Raw genomic sequence first — 13,893 nt, 5'->3', positions numbered from 1 at the left:
GCGGGCGCGGTCGCCATGACCCGGCAGGTCATGGCGCGCGGTCGGCGGTCTCGGGGGCGCCGTGCTCGGCGAACGTGCGCTCCCCGTGCACGGCCAGCTCGGCGAGCACGGCCTGCGGGTCGCCGGCCTCGATCAGCTCGAGCAGGTGGCGGTGGCGGGCGACGTTCTCGTCGAGGGTCTCGTAGTAGCGCTCCCGCACGTCCAGGTTGCGGGACATGCACAGCATCATCTGTTGCTGCACCGAGCGGTAGATGTCCGAGAGCCTGCGGTGCCCGGCGAGCGCGACGATCGAGGCGTGGAACGCGTAGGCGCTCTCGACGAGCGCGCCGCGGTCGTGGTCGCGGGCGTTGCGCTCCATCCGCTCCAGCGCCTCGTGGCAGGCGGCCAGGCGGGAGCGGTCGGTGACCGGGACGCCCAGCTCGACGGCCATCCGCTCCAGGCCGCTGCGCAGGGTGAGGATCTCGAAGACGTCCTGGTCGGTCAGGGTGGCGACGGTGGAGCCGTAGCGCGGGCGCGTGACGACCAGACCGTCGTTCTGCAGCAGCCGCAGCGCCTCCCGCAGCGGCGGGCGGCTGATGCCGAGCTGCTCGGTGAGCCGCTCCTCGATCAGCCGCTCCCCGGGCGCGAGCGCCCCGGAGAGGATCATCTTGCGGATCGACTCGGCGGCCAGCGCGACCAGGCTGGGCGGGTCGATCCGCTCGCCGACGCCGGTCATGCCGCCCTCCCGTTGCTTTCCCTTCGGGGCCCAGCATCCCGCACGCCCGGGCGGGGGGCGGCGGGGGGCCGGTGCTTGCGCCCGTGCCGAGGGCCGTTGTAGACAATAGTCGATGCCCCGCGACGCGAAAGGCGCTCGATGACGATCGCGCAGGCAGGCGCCTGATGGCAGGACGCTCGGTCGGGTTCGCTGGCCTGGGCAACCTCGGCCGCCCGATGGCCGGCACGCTCGTGCGCGCGGGTTTCGACCTCGCCGTGTTCGACACCGTGCCGGAACGCGCCGGACCCCTCGTCGAGCTCGGTGCGGCCGCGGCGCCGGACGCCGCCGCCCTCGCCGACCGCGACGTGCTGGTGCTCGCCGTGCCCGACGACGCCGCCGTCGAACAGGTTCTCGACGCCTACCTCGCGATCGACCGCCCCGGGCGGGCCGCGGTCGTGCACAGCACGGTGCTGCCGCAGACCGCGATCCGCCTGGCCGAACGCGCCGCGGGTCGGGGTGTCGACGTGGTCGACGCGCCCGTCAGCGGGGGAGCCGAGCGCGCGGCTGCGGGCACGCTCACCGTGATGGCGGGTGGTGACGCGGCCGCGCTGGAGCGGCTGCGCCCGCTGCTGGACGCCGTCGGCGACCCGGTGTTCCACGTCGGGCCGGTCGGGGCCGGTGCGGCCACGAAGCTCGCACACCAGCTCGCGATGTTCGCCAACCTCGCCGGGCTGTACGAGGCGATCGACCTCGCGTCGGCCCACGGCGTGCGCACCGATGCCCTGCTCACCGTGTTCTCGACCGGCCTCGCCGACTCGTGGCACGTGCGCAACCTCGACTTCTGGGACCGCACGGCCGCGGCCTACGACGCGAGCGGCACGCCGGTGTCCGCCCGGCCGTGGAGCAAGGACCTCTCCGAGGTCGTGCAGGCCGCGCGCGCCGCGGACGTGCCGGTGCCCCTCGCCGGGTGGCTGGCGCAGACGCTCGCGGCACGGGTGGAGGCGCACGCGGCCGCCGCCCGGGATCCAGGCCGGTGACCCGTCACCAGTTCGAAGGGAGACGCATGGCGAACGAGGGTGCACTCGCCGGCATGACCGTGCTCGACCTCACCCAGGTGATGGCCGGCCCGTTCTGCACGATGATCCTCGCCGACCTCGGGGCCGACGTGATCAAGGTCGAGAACCCCGAGTCCGGCGACCAGACGCGCTCGGCGATGGCCCACCCCGGCGCGTTCCACGCGCTCAACCGCAACAAGCGCAGCATCACCCTCGACCTCAAGTCCGACGCCGGGCGGGCGACGTTCCACGAGCTGGCGCGCTCCGCCGACGTCGTCGTCGAGAACTGGCGGCCGGGCGTCGCCGCGAAGCTCGGGGTCGACTACGAGGCGCTCCGCCCGCTCAACCCCGGCCTGATCTACGCGAGCGTGTCCGGGTTCGGCCAGACCGGTCCCTACGCCGACCGCCCCGGTTACGACCTCATCGCGCAGGCGATGTCCGGGGTCATGAGCGTGACGGGGGAGCCGGGGGACCGGCCGGTGAAGTCCGGCATCCCGCTCGCCGACCTCGGGGCTGGCCTGTTCACCGCGGTCGGGATCCTCGCCGCGTGGGCGGCGCGGCAGCGCACCGGGCAGGGCCAGTACGTCGAGACCTCGCTGTTCGAGGCGGCGGTGGCGTTGTCGGTGTGGGAGTCGACGGAGTTCTGGGCCACCGGGCGGGCCCCGCAAGCCCTGGGCTCCGCCCACCGGATGTCGGCGCCGTACCAGGCGCTCGCCACCCGCGACGGCTACATCACCGTCGGGGCCAACAACGAGCGGCTCTGGCAGCGGCTGTGCAAGGCCCTCGACGCGCCGGAGCTCGCCGCCGACCCGCGCTTCGCCACCAACGACGACCGGATGGCCCACCGCGCCGAGCTGGAGGCCGAGCTGGAGCGCCGCCTCGCCGCCGACGACACCGCCGCGTGGGTCGAGCGGCTGCTCGCCGCGGGCGTGCCCGCCGGGCCGATCCAGGACTACCAGCAGGTCCTCGAGGAGGACCCGCACGTGAAGGCGCGGGGGATGGTCTCGACGGTGGAGCACCCGGTCGACGGGCGGATCCGCGTGCTGTCCTCGCCGCTGCACATGTCGGGCACCCCGCCGACGGTCCGCACGCCCCCGCCGCTGCTCGGCCAGCACAACGACGAGGTGCTCTCCCGCGTCGAGGCGCCGGAGCCGGAGCGGGGGACCGTCCGCAGCAGGCGCGACGGGCCCGTCCTGCACGTCGAGCTGTCCAACCCGGCCCGGCGCAACGCGCTCACCTGGGAGATGTACGACGAGCTGCAGCGGCTGTGCGTCGAGGCGCGCTCGGACGCCGACCTGCGGGTGGTGGTGCTGCGCGGGGCGGGGGAGGCGTTCGCGGCGGGTACGGACATCGCGCAGTTCACCGAGTTCACCAGCGCCGCCGACGGGCTCGACTACGAGCGGAGGGTCGGCGCGGTGCTCGACGACCTCCTCGCCGTGCCGGTGCCCGTGCTGGGCGTGGTGGACGGGCCCGCGGTCGGCGGCGGGCTCGCCCTCGCCGCGTGCTGCGACGTGCTGGTGGCCAGCGACCGCGCCGTGTTCGGCGCACCGATCGCGCGGACGCTCGGCAACGTGCTCGCCCCCGCCGTCGTGGCCCGGCTGCAGCGCCGTCTCGGCGTCTCGCGCACGATGGGCATGCTGCTCACCGCCCGCACCATCGACGCGGCGGAGGCGGCGACCGCCGGGTTCGTGCACGCCGTCGTCCCGCCGGAGGAGCTCGACGCCGCCGCGGCGGATCTCGCGCAGCGGCTCGCGTCCGGCGCCCCGCGCACCCTGGCCGGGCTCAAGGAGATCGACCGCAGGCTGTCCGCGGTCGACGTCGACGCCGACGACGTGATCGCCGACTGCTACGGCAGCGCCGACTTCCGCGAGGGCGTCGCCGCGTTCGTCGCCCGGCGCAAGCCGCGCTGGAGCGGCTCGTGAGCGGGCAGGTCGGGCTGATCGACACGCACCACCACTTCTGGCGGACGGCGCTGCAGGAGCAGCCCTGGCGCGACCCGGCGCACACGGAGCTGGCGGCCGACTTCGAGCCCGACGACCTCGCGCCGCTGATGGCGCAGGCGGGCGTCGAGTCGACCGTGCTCGTCGAGTCGGTCGACACCGCGGCGGAGAACGACCGGCTCGCCGCCTACGCGGCCGCGTTCCGCCCGGTCGCGGGCGTCGTCGGCTGGCTGCCGCTCGACGACCCGGCCGCGGCCCGCGCCGAGCTCGCCCGCGCCGACCGCGCCCGCTGGTGCGGCGTGCGCATGCTCGTCGCCCGCGAGCCGCTCGACTGGCTCGACCCGGGGCTCATGGCCGAGCTGGCCGCCGCCGAGCTCGCGTGGGACGTCGTCGCCGTGACCGAGGAGCAGGTCGAGGCGGTGGTCGCGCTCGCGCGGCGGGTGCCCGAGCTGCGGATCGTCGTCGATCACATGGCGCGCCCGCCGCTGGAGACCGGTGACCTCGACCCGTGGGCCGCCCGCCTCGCCGCGCTGGCGAGCTGCCCGAACGTGGCGCTCAAGCTCTCGATCGGGGTCGACCTGCTCGGGGTGTGGCCGCGGTGGCACCGTGTCGCGATCACAGCGGCCGTCGCGCGCGCGGTGGCCGCGTTCGGGCCCGACCGGCTGATGTTGGCGAGCAACTGGCCCGTCGTCACCGTGCGTGCCGACTACGGCACCGCCCTGCGCGACCTGGAGGCGGCGGTCGTCGCCGCCGGGGTCGACGAGGCGGGCCTGGCGCAGGTGCGGGCCGGGACGGCGCGGCGCTGGTACCGCCTGCCCCGCTGCTGAGGCCGGTCGGACGACGACGTCGAGCGTGTCGCCGAGGTGACCGGAGTCGTCCCCGTTGCGCGTGAACAGGACCAGCCCGCGCGACGACGCGATCGCCGCGATCACCAGGTCGAGGCGGCGCGGTCGCGGGTTGCGGTCGGCGGCCACGGTCATCGCCACCAGGGCCGCATCGCGCCGCCGCGCCACGATCGAGCGGCAGCGGGATCGAACTCCGCGACGGCATGCCGGGCAGCTCTGTTCGAGCAGCTCTCGTCGCGACGTCCGCGGCCGTCGCGACGCCCTGGTGGAGCTCCGCCACGGTGATGGCGGTGGGTTCGGGGACGGCCGGGAGGACACCCGGGTCCAGCGTGTCGAGGTCGATGCAGGTGCAGGCGTCGAGCACGCCCGGTGCCGGTCGGTCAGCCACGGTGGTCCGGCAGGTCGTCGGCGTCGGGTCGGTCCTCGCCGACGTGCTCGCCGACGTGCTCGTCGGTGTCGCGGCACGGGGCGCACCTCGGCGACCGGGACGGCCGTTGCGGGTGACGTCGGAACTCGCTGGCGTCCGGGCCTGGCCGACGATCACAGTGGGGCCATGACCGACGCGCCCGCCATCGCCGACACCCCGGAGCCCCCCTACGTGGCCGTGATCTTCACGTCGATCCGCGCGGACGGCGACGACGGCTACGGCGCGACGGCCGAGGAGATGGGGCGGCTCGCCGCGCAGCAGCCCGGCTACCTCGGGTTCGAGTCCGCCCGCGACGGCATCGGCATCACGGTCTCCTACTGGCGCGACGAGGAGTCGGCCCGGGCGTGGAAGCAGCACGCCGCGCACCTCGTGGCGCAGAAGCGGGGGCGGGAGACGTGGTACCGCGACTACCGCGTGCGGGTCGCGACGGTCACCCGCGACTACGACAAGCGCTCCTCCGAGCTGCGGTAGCGCGGCCGCAGCAGCCAGATCCCGGTGGCCGCGGAGACGACCGCGGCGGCGATCGTCGTGGCCGCGACACCGGCGAGCGCGGCCGCGGTGCCCGCGGCGAGCGGGGCGACGGCGAGCCCCGCCGTGTAGGCCAGGTTGTACAGGGCGTACGCCGCCCCGTAGGCGGGCGGGCGGATGTGCTCGGCCAGCGTCCCGATCAGCACGAGGGTGGGCGCGAGCACGAGCTGGGCGCCGACGCCGACCAGGAGCACGCCCGCGATCGACCCGGCGGCGACGGGCAGCCCGCAGAGCACGAACCCGGCGGCCGCCACGAACGTGCCGAGCGCGGCCATCCGCCCGGCGCCGATCCGGTCGGTCATGATCCCGGCGAGCGGCGCGGCGAGGCCGCCGAGCAGCGCGGCGGCGCCGAAGACCAGCCCGATGGCGGTGGACCCGAGCCCGAGCACGGCCAGGTGCAGCGGCAGCACCGGCTCGGCGAACGCGATCGCGGCCGCCCCCAGCGCGGTGAGCCCGATCATCAGCCCGGCCCGCGGCCCGTGTGCGACCACCCGCAGCGGGGTGGACCCCGGCGCGCCGGCGGTGGGCCCGACCCAGATGATCCGTGCCACCGCGTCGGCCGCGGCCAGCACCGCGACGAGCACGAACGGCGCCCGGGGCCCGAACGCGTCGGCCAGCACGCCCGAGACGGCGGGCCCGAGCAGCACGCCGACCCCGACCGCCGAGAGCGCGAGCCCCATCACGGTGCCGCGCCGCTCGGGCGGGTGGGTGCTCGCGATCAGCGCGAGGCCGGCCGCCCAGCTCGCGGCCGCGGCGAGGCCCTGCGCGACCCGGGCGAGTGAGAGCGCGACGAGCCCCGCCGTGCCGGGTACGTCGACCACGACCGCGAACAGCGCCGTGGCGACGGCGAGCGCGACGAGGCCCGCGAGCAGTGGCCCGCGGGGGCCGGCGCGGTCGACCCAGCGGCCCACGACCGGCGTCGCGACGAGCAGCGCCACGGCGTAGGCCGCGAAGAGCAGACCGGCCGCGCCCGAGGACCCCGCGACGGCGGGGAGCACGGGCAGCAGCGGGACGAGGCTGCCGTAGAGGAACATGTCCACGGCCAGGGCGAGGGCGACGACCGCGACGGCGGCGCGCGGGCGGGTCGGGGTGGCGGGGGTCACGGAAGCATCCCTGCGAGGACGGGCCGCACGCTCGCCGCGTCGGCCGGGGGGACGAGGGCGGGGTCGTGGGCGGCGAGCAGGGCGGTGCCGGTGAGCCAGGCCATCAGGTGGGCCGCGGCCGGTTCCGGGTCGGTGAGCGGGTCGGCCGACAGCGCGTCGAGCAGCCGGTCGCGCCACACGCGCAGGCCCGCTGCCTTCTGCGTGACCGCTTCCGGCGGGGTCGCGGCGCGCAGGCTCACCGCCATCAACGCCGTGAACCGGGGATCGTCGTGCAGCGCGTCGAGCCAGGCCAGCGCGAACGCCTCGAGCCGGTCCGCGAGCGGAACCCCCGGCGCGTCGAGCTCGGCCCAGACCGGGGCGGCGACGGCGTCCCACGTCTCGGAGAACACGGCGGCGAGCAGCGCCTCCTTGTCGGCGAAGTGGTGGTAGACCGCGCCTCGGGTGACGCCGGCGGCCTCGGCGATGCCGGCGAGCGTGGCCCGGTCGATGCCCTCGCGGGCGAAGGCGAACAGCGCGGCGTCGACGAGCGCGGCCCTGGTGGCGGCGGTGTCCTCGGCGGTTCGGCGCACCCCCTTTTCATACATGCATGTATGTATGAATGCAACGGATCGTCTACCGTGGACCCGTGAGCCCTCCCGAGCAGGTCGTGCTCCTCGACGACGAAGGGCGCGCCATCGGCACCGCCGACAAGGCCACCGTCCACGGCGCCACCACCCCGCTGCACCTCGCGTTCTCCTGCTACGGGTTCGACCGGGACGGTCGGCTGCTCGTCACGCGGAGGGCACGGCACAAGGCCACGTTCCCCGGCGTGCGCACCAACACCTGTTGCGGCCACCCCGGCCCGGGGGAGGCGGTGGAGGACGCGGTGCGGCGGCGGCTCGCCGACGAGCTCGGCCTCGGCGCCGTCGACCTGCGGCTCGTGCTGCCGGACTTCGCCTACCGCGCGCAGGCGGGGGGCATCGAGGAGAACGAGCTGTGCCCGGTCTACGTGTGCACGCTGGTGGGGGAGCCGCGGGCCCGGCCGGACGAGGTCGAGTCCGTGGAGTGGTGGAGCTGGGACGCGTTCGTGGCGGCGGCCGCGGCGGGTGAGCTCTCGCCATGGGCCCAGCTGCAGGCCCCGCTGCTGGACGCCCGGCGCGCCGACTGGGGGATGCCATGAGGGAGATCACGATCTTCAGTGGCTCGGCCCACCGGGAGCTGGCCGCGGCGATCTGCCACCACCTGGAGGTGCCGCTCGCGCCCTCGCGGGTCACCCGGTTCGCCAACGACTGCCTGGAGGTCCAGCTCCTGGCCAACTGCCGCGAGCGGGACGTGTTCATCGTCCAGCCGCTGTGCCCGCCGGTGCAGGAGCACCTGGTCGAGCTGCTGCTGATGCTCGACGCGGCGCGGGGTGCGTCCGCGGCCCGGATCACCGTGGTGATGCCGCACTTCGCCTACGCCCGCTCGGACAAGAAGGGGGCGCCGCGGATCTCGATCGGCGCCCGGCTGATGGCCGACCTGCTGCAGACCGCGGGAGCCAACCGGGTGCTGACGATGACGCTGCACTCGCCGCAGGTCCACGGGTTCTTCGGCGTGCCGGTCGACCACCTGCACGCCCTGCACGAGTTGGCCCGCCACTTCCGCAAGGGCGACCTGTCCAACACCGTCGTCGTGTCGCCCGACCTCGGCAACGCCAAGGAGGCCTCGCGCTTCGCCCGCCTGCTCGGCCTGCCCGTCGCGGCGGGCGCGAAGGAGCGGATCTCCGACGACAAGGTCGTGATCAGCTCGATCATCGGCGACGTGCGCGGCAAGGACGTCGTCGTGCTCGACGACGAGATCGCCCGCGGCAGCACGATCATCGAGCTGCTCGACCGGCTCGCCGAGCACGACATCGCCTCGGCCCGGGTGGCCTGCACCCACGGGCTGTTCGCCGACGGGGCGCTGGAGCGGATCGGCAAGCGCGACGACGTCACCGAGATCGTCTGCACCAACACGGTGCCGGTACCGGGTGCCGACCAGGCCCCGAAGCTCACCGTGCTCTCGGTCGCCCCCGCGCTCGCCGAGGCGATGCGGCGGATCCACAACGGCGAGTCGGTGAGCGTGCTGTTCGACGAGCAGCACTGAGGGTGCTCGCGGGACAGGCGCGGGCCGCCGCGCTGCACTGGGTGCGCCACCACGCCGGGCCGGGCTTCCGCGGGGCGTTCCTCACCGGGTCCGCCGCGGACCGGTCGCTCGACGAGGTGCAGCCCGCGTGGTCGGACGTCGACGTCACGGTTCTGCTCGCCGGGCCGGTCGCGCCGCCGAAGCCGGGCAAGATCCGCCACCGCGGGGCGCTGCTGGACGTCACCTACCTGCCGGTGTCGGCCCTCGCCGACCCGGAGAAGGTGGCGGCCACCCACTACCTCGCCCCGTCGTTCGCCGGCCCGGACGCGATCCTCTCCGACCCGACAGGGCTGCTGGGCGGGCTCCGCGCCCACATCGCGCCGACCTTCCGGTCGCCCGCCGCCGTGCGAAAGCGGGTCGCGGACGTGCTCGCCGCGGTGCGCACGCGCCTCGCCGCCCGCGACGAGGCGGCGCCGTGGCCGCAGCAGGTGCTGGCCTGGCTGTTCCCGGCGAGCCTCGTGGCGGTCGCGGTGCTCGTCGCGGCGGGCGAACGGCCGACCGTCCGGACGCGGTACCGGCGTGCCCGCGCCGTCCTCGGTGAGGAGTCCGGCCTCTACGCCCGGATGCTGGGGCTGCTCGGGTGCGCGGACGTCGATGCCGAGGTGGTGGTCGGCCACCTCGACCGGCTGGCCGTGGTCTTCGACGAGGCCGCCGCGGTCGGGCCGACCCGGTTCCCCTTCGCGTCGGACATCAGCGCGCAGGCGCGGCCCGTCGCGATCGACGGCAGCCGCGCGCTCGTCGCCGCCGGGGACCACCGCGAGGCGGTGTTCTGGATCGTCGCCACGTTCGCCCGTTGCGAGCGGATCCTCGGCGACCGCCCGGACGCCCCCGACTTCTCGGCCGCGCTCGCCGAGCTGGTCGGCGTGCGCGGCCCGGGCGATCTCCGCGCCCGCACCGCCGCCACGCTCGCCTTCCTCCCGGAGCTGGAGGAGGCCACGGCGGCCATCGGCGGGTTCTGAGCGCAGCCGGCGAAGCGCCGACCGGAAGCGGCCTCCCGTTTCGGTTCCGCGGAACCTGCCGTGCGACCTCGCCGGAGAGGCCTGCCCGGTTCGCGTGCGGCGCCGCCAGGAGGCGGGTTCCGCGGAAGGTGCGGGCGATCGGCCGGGTCATCGGTGACGACACCTCGGCGCTGGTGCGGATCGCGCAGCAGCTCGCGGCCGGTACCTCGAACCTGCGCCACACCAGGGTGGCTGCTGACGACTCGCCGACATCGAGCCCGCGACTCGCGCGCACCCGAAGCGCGACTCGCCGGCGGTCCGCGCACCGCGGCCGAGCCCGCCCTGCTCGGCGCCGCGGGGTGCCGGCTCCGGCGGGAGGTGCCGACCGCGGGCGGGGTGCGCGTCCTCGAGGCGCAAGCGGGGGTGACGCGCGTCACGTCACACGAGTGGCGGCGCGGGCGTCTCGTGGGCATGACACCGACACCGCACATCGTCGTCCTCGGCGCCGGCTACACCGGCCTCACCGCCGCGAAGCTCCTCGCCAGGCGCGCCCCCGTCACGCTCGTCAACGACAGGGACCGGTTCGTGGAGCGGATGCGCAACCACCAGCTCGCCGCCGGGCAGCCGGTGCGCGGCACGCCGCTACGCGACCTGGTCGCGGGCACCGGCATCCGGCTCGTCGTGGACCGGGTCACCCGGATCGATCCGGACCGGCGGGAGGTGGAGCTCGCGAGCGGGGCCGAGCCGATCGGCTACGACCTCCTGGTGTACGCGCTGGGCAGCACCGCCGACCTGGACGCCGTCCCCGGTGCGGCCGAGCACGCCGTCGCCGTGGCCGACGCCGAGCGGGCCGTGCAGCTGCAGGACCGGATGCGCGCCGCCTCGACGGTCGCCGTGGTCGGCGGCGGGCTCACCGGCATCGAGGTCGCCACCGAGCTGGCCGAGTCCCACCCGGACCGGACCGTGCGGCTGGTCAGCGCGGGCCGGCTGGGCCCTGCCCTGTCCGAGCGCGGCCAGGAGCACCTGTACCGCACGTTCGATCGCTTCGGGATCCGGCTGCACGAGCACGCGCCGGTCGCGAAGGTCGGCCCCGACGGCCTGCTGCTCGAGCAGGGCGAGCGCGTCGACGCGGACGTGGTCGTCTGGACCACCGGCTTCCGGGTGCCGCCGTTGGCCCGCGAGGCGGGCCTCGCCGTCGGGGACAACGGGCGCATCCTGGTCGACGGCACGATGCGGTCGGTGTCGCACCCCGAGGTCTACGCGATCGGGGACGCCGGCGCCGCCCGCGACGCCGAAGGCCGCGAGATGCGCATGGGCTGCGGGCCCGGCGGGCTGGCCGGCGCCTGCGCGGTCCGCGCGATCACCGACCGCCTGGCCGGCCGCACCCCGCGGCAGCTGGCCGTCGCGTACGACGGCCAGTGCATCAGCCTCGGGCGCAAGGACGGCCTCTTCCAGTACGCCCGCGGGGGCAGTCCGGTCGGCCCGATGCTCACCGGCCGCGTCGCCGCGGCGGTCAAGGAGGCCGTCGTCCGCGGGGCGGGCGGGTTCAGCCTGCGCCACCCGACCGTCGCGCTCCTCGCGGGCGGCCGGGCGCTCGCCTGAAGCGGTCAGCGGGTGGGGGCGGCGCCTCGCCCCAGCCCCACCGCGGCGTCGGGTAGTCGGTGGGCGGGTCGGCGCCCGGCGCCGAGTTCGCCTTCGCGATCCGCGTGCCCCACTCGACGTAGGTGACGAACGCCGAGCGGAACTCCGGGTCGTCGGCCAGTCCGGCCCCGTCGGCGCTCTGCGCGATCAGCTGGGCCCAGCGCGCCCGCTGCTCCTCGGTGATCGCGAGCCCGATGTGGTGGGCGAGCATCGCCGGGTAGCCGCCGAGCTGGTCGGTGTACTCGGTGGGGCCGTGGAACACCTCGCCGAACCAGCGGGCCACGTGGTCCTGGTGGTCCGGGCTCATGTTCCGGAAGAGCGGTTCGAGCACCGGGTCGGCGAGCACCTTCTCGTAGAAGACGTCGGTCAGGCGGTGCAGCGCGGCGGAACCGCCGCACCACTCGTAGAGGGTGGGAACGTCGTCGGCCACGGGAGCCTCCTCCCCGGGTCTCCACCGCCGCACGGCGCAGGAGGGCGGTCACCGGCATCAGCGCGGAGAGCGCCCGATCACGCCACCTTGCGCGCGGACTCCAGGTGCCCGGCCAACTCGTTCATGTACGCGGCCTGCGCGGCGTAGTCCATGCTCGCGAACACCCAGGGGTAGACCTGGCGGGCCTGCCCGGCGGGGGTCCGCGCGAACGTCGGCTGGGCGATGATCTGCTCCGCGGTCATCTCGTCGAGCTGCGACTCGAGCACGACGTCGGCCGGGAGCGAACCGACGTTCTCCCAGCTCACGACTTCCCAGTAGTAGTCGGTGCCGCCCGGGTCGACGAAGTTGACGCCGAGGTCGGCGTAGGACGTGAGCGCCGGGTCGTCAGGCGCCTTCGCGACGTAGAAGCCCTCGTCGGGGTAGGCGGCCACCACGAGCACCTGCAGCCCGGACGTCGCCGCGGCGCGCAGCCGGTCGGCCGCGGCGTCGTACTCGGCGCGGGCGCCGGTGACCACGGCCGGGTCGGCGCCGAGGGCGAGCGCCAGCTGCGCGGTGCGGTCGATGACCTGCACCGCCGAGCCGTCCATCGTGATCGCCACGATCGGGGCGATCCGGGCGACCGCCTCCTGCTGGGCGAGGTCGGCGAAGCCGTAGAGCGGCTGCTGCGGGTCGATCGTGCCGGCCGCGTCGACGGGGTAGGCGTGCGTGACGATCAGGTCCGGCTCGGCCGCGGCGAGCGCCTCGAGGTCGATCTGGCCGTACATCATGCCGAGCTCGGTGACGCCGGACAGGTCGCGTCCTGCGAAGCGCTGGTCCTGGCTGATGGCGGTGTAGCCGAACGCGGCGACGGGCTCGATCCCGTAGTTCCACAGCGATGCGACGACGTCGGTGAGCCCGGCGATGCGGGTGGGACGCTCGTCGAGCGTGACGGTGTTGCCGAGGTCGTCGGTGTACGACCAGCCCCCGGTGCCGGTGGGCTCGGGCGCCGGGGTGGAGCAGGCCGTGACGGCCAGCAGGCCGCAGAGGAGCAGGCCGATCAGTCGCATGCGGTCTCCATCGATTAGGACCGCCTCACCTTAATTGCGAAGGCTCACGATCACGACGCCGCGCTACGGAGATCCGCTTCACACCCGCGAGGCCCGGTGACCCGGTGGGTCAGGCGGGGCGCGCCGGCCGGCGCTGCGCCGCGGGGCGGTTCACCGCCCACCGCGGCCCCTCGCCGCCCCACCACCGGAGCAGGTTGTCCGTGAACAGCTCGCCGCTGCGCCGGAACATCTCCTCGGTGAGGCCCGCGACGTGTGGGGTGGCCAGCACCCCGGGGGTGGGTGAGCAACGGGCCGGCGGGGTCGGCCGGCTCGGCCGCGTGCACGTCGAGGCCCGCCGCGCAGACCCGCCCGGAGTCGAGCGCGGCCACCAGCGCGGGCTCGTCGACGAGGCTCCCGCGCGCCACGTTGACGAACACGGCACCCGGCTTGACCGCCTCGAACGCCCGTGCGTCGAACAGGTTCCCGGTCTCGGGCGAGCCCATCGCGCAGCAGACCACGACGTCCGCCTCGGCTTGGACGTCGAGCAGCGCGTCCGGCCCCACCACCCGCTCCACCGGCTCCGGCCCGCCCAGCTCCGGCCGCGCCCGCACCCCCACCAGGCGCGTGCCGAACCCGGCGAGCCGGCGCGCCACGGCCGTGCCGATCACGCCGAGGCCGACCAGCACGGTGGTCGTGCCGAGCAGCGACCGGCCCACCGGCTGCCCCCACCGCCCGGCTGCCAGCGCGGACCGCGCGTCGTCGAGCCGGCGCGGCAGCGCGAGCACGTGCAGCACCGCGAGCTCGGCCACGCTGTCGGCGTTGCCGGTCCGGTCGCCAGGCAGCCGGCAGACCCAGACGCCCGCCTCGGTGGCGGCGTCCACGTCCACCCGGTCCAGCCCGACGCCGTACTGCTGGATCAGCCCGAACGGCCCGCGCGCGATCACCTCGGCGCCGACCTCCGCCCCGAACGGGCAGACCACGTCGGCGCCGTCCACGTGCGCGGCCGGCTCCGCGGCCCGGCAGCCGCGGATCCGCCACCCGGGAAGCAGCGGTTGCAGCCGCGTCCACGGCAGGCCGGGGTTGAACTCCTCCCGTCCGAACAGGACCTCCGGCACGTGCGGTGGA

The 13,893-nt window shown here is 75.4% G+C and carries 14 protein-coding genes; 8 read left to right on the top strand and 6 right to left on the bottom strand.

The genetic code is table 11. The features are described 5' to 3' along the window. Positions 1 to 28: 28 nt before the first annotated feature. A complete protein-coding gene (locus VKZ81_RS21315; protein WP_324243396.1) occupies positions 29 to 715 on the bottom strand; it encodes a GntR family transcriptional regulator in 687 nt (228 codons plus the stop codon). A 164-nt stretch (positions 716 to 879) separates the two neighbouring features. Here VKZ81_RS21315 and VKZ81_RS21310 point away from each other — a divergent pair, with 164 nt between their 5' ends. From VKZ81_RS21310 to VKZ81_RS21295, 4 genes are all read left to right on the top strand, one after another. After that, a complete protein-coding gene (locus VKZ81_RS21310; RefSeq protein ID WP_324243395.1) occupies positions 880 to 1,731 on the top strand; it encodes an NAD(P)-dependent oxidoreductase in 852 nt (283 codons plus the stop codon). Positions 1,732 to 1,757: 26 nt separating this feature from the next. Further along, a complete protein-coding gene (locus tag VKZ81_RS21305) occupies positions 1,758 to 3,671 on the top strand; it encodes an enoyl-CoA hydratase (RefSeq protein ID WP_324243394.1) in 1,914 nt (637 codons plus the stop codon). Further along, positions 3,668 to 4,516 (top strand): amidohydrolase family protein, encoded by an 849-nt coding sequence (locus VKZ81_RS21300; protein WP_324243393.1) that lies wholly within the window; start codon positions 3,668 to 3,670, stop codon positions 4,514 to 4,516. The genes VKZ81_RS21305 and VKZ81_RS21300 overlap by 4 nt, the downstream gene beginning before the upstream one ends. Positions 4,517 to 5,087: 571 nt before the next feature. Beyond that, on the top strand, positions 5,088 to 5,432 hold the full coding sequence (locus tag VKZ81_RS21295) for an antibiotic biosynthesis monooxygenase family protein (protein ID WP_324243392.1): 345 nt from the start codon (positions 5,088 to 5,090) through the stop codon (positions 5,430 to 5,432). On the opposite strand, the gene VKZ81_RS21290 is transcribed toward VKZ81_RS21295, so the two are convergent. Next, positions 5,402 to 6,592 (bottom strand): MFS transporter, encoded by a 1,191-nt coding sequence (locus VKZ81_RS21290; RefSeq protein ID WP_324243391.1) that lies wholly within the window; start codon positions 6,590 to 6,592, stop codon positions 5,402 to 5,404. The genes VKZ81_RS21295 and VKZ81_RS21290 overlap by 31 nt on opposite strands. Then, positions 6,589 to 7,161, bottom strand: a complete 573-nt coding sequence (locus VKZ81_RS21285) for a TetR/AcrR family transcriptional regulator (RefSeq protein WP_324243390.1) — start codon at positions 7,159 to 7,161, stop codon at positions 6,589 to 6,591. The genes VKZ81_RS21290 and VKZ81_RS21285 overlap by 4 nt, the downstream gene beginning before the upstream one ends. Before the next feature lie 56 nt (positions 7,162 to 7,217). On the opposite strand from VKZ81_RS21285, the gene idi reads away from it, so the two are divergent. The 4 genes from idi (at position 7,218) to VKZ81_RS21265 (ending at position 11,274) form a co-directional block, all read left to right on the top strand. Then, on the top strand, positions 7,218 to 7,751 hold the full coding sequence (idi, locus tag VKZ81_RS21280; protein WP_324243389.1) for an isopentenyl-diphosphate Delta-isomerase: 534 nt from the start codon (positions 7,218 to 7,220) through the stop codon (positions 7,749 to 7,751). Continuing rightward, positions 7,748 to 8,695, top strand: a complete 948-nt coding sequence (locus tag VKZ81_RS21275; RefSeq protein ID WP_324243388.1) for a ribose-phosphate diphosphokinase — start codon at positions 7,748 to 7,750, stop codon at positions 8,693 to 8,695. The genes idi and VKZ81_RS21275 overlap by 4 nt, the downstream gene beginning before the upstream one ends. Before the next feature lie 2 nt (positions 8,696 to 8,697). Further along, positions 8,698 to 9,693: a hypothetical protein gene (locus VKZ81_RS21270; RefSeq protein WP_324243387.1), complete on the top strand. Its 996-nt coding sequence runs from the start codon at positions 8,698 to 8,700 to the stop codon at positions 9,691 to 9,693. Between the two features lie 450 nt (positions 9,694 to 10,143). After that, complete coding sequence (locus VKZ81_RS21265; RefSeq protein ID WP_324243386.1) at positions 10,144 to 11,274, top strand: NAD(P)/FAD-dependent oxidoreductase; 1,131 nt, start codon at positions 10,144 to 10,146, stop codon at positions 11,272 to 11,274. Here the strand turns inward: VKZ81_RS21265 and VKZ81_RS21260 are convergent. From VKZ81_RS21260 to VKZ81_RS21250, 3 genes are all read right to left on the bottom strand, one after another. After that, positions 11,219 to 11,743 carry a group II truncated hemoglobin gene (locus VKZ81_RS21260; RefSeq protein WP_324243385.1) on the bottom strand — a complete coding sequence of 175 codons (525 nt, stop codon included), beginning with the start codon at positions 11,741 to 11,743 and terminating at the stop codon, positions 11,219 to 11,221. The two genes, VKZ81_RS21265 and VKZ81_RS21260, sit on opposite strands and share 56 nt — an antisense overlap. 77 nt (positions 11,744 to 11,820) lie before the next feature. Next, the gene (locus VKZ81_RS21255) at positions 11,821 to 12,789 is read right to left on the bottom strand and encodes an ABC transporter substrate-binding protein (RefSeq protein ID WP_324243384.1); all 969 of its coding nucleotides are present in this window, start codon (positions 12,787 to 12,789) and stop codon (positions 11,821 to 11,823) included. 50 nt (positions 12,790 to 12,839) lie between these two features. After that, the gene (locus tag VKZ81_RS21250) at positions 12,840 to 13,883 is read right to left on the bottom strand and encodes an NAD(P)-dependent oxidoreductase (RefSeq protein ID WP_324243383.1); all 1,044 of its coding nucleotides are present in this window, start codon (positions 13,881 to 13,883) and stop codon (positions 12,840 to 12,842) included. Positions 13,884 to 13,893: the final 10 nt, after the last annotated feature.

This window comes from Pseudonocardia sp., from assembly GCF_035305885.1.
GTDB lineage: Bacteria > Actinomycetota > Actinomycetes > Mycobacteriales > Pseudonocardiaceae > Pseudonocardia.
Note: the sequence above shows the minus strand (reverse complement) of the source record. Positions and strands in the feature narration are given on the sequence as shown.

Coding starts and splice junctions, on each gene's coding strand:
- VKZ81_RS21315 (WP_324243396.1), bottom strand. CDS start 715: ATGACCGGCGTCGGCGAGCGGATCGACCCGCCCAGCCTGGTCGCGCTG.
- VKZ81_RS21310 (WP_324243395.1), top strand. CDS start 880: ATGGCAGGACGCTCGGTCGGGTTCGCTGGCCTGGGCAACCTCGGCCGC.
- VKZ81_RS21305 (WP_324243394.1), top strand. CDS start 1,758: ATGGCGAACGAGGGTGCACTCGCCGGCATGACCGTGCTCGACCTCACC.
- VKZ81_RS21295 (WP_324243392.1), top strand. CDS start 5,088: ATGACCGACGCGCCCGCCATCGCCGACACCCCGGAGCCCCCCTACGTG.
- VKZ81_RS21275 (WP_324243388.1), top strand. CDS start 7,748: ATGAGGGAGATCACGATCTTCAGTGGCTCGGCCCACCGGGAGCTGGCC.
- VKZ81_RS21265 (WP_324243386.1), top strand. CDS start 10,144: ATGACACCGACACCGCACATCGTCGTCCTCGGCGCCGGCTACACCGGC.
- VKZ81_RS21255 (WP_324243384.1), bottom strand. CDS start 12,789: ATGCGACTGATCGGCCTGCTCCTCTGCGGCCTGCTGGCCGTCACGGCC.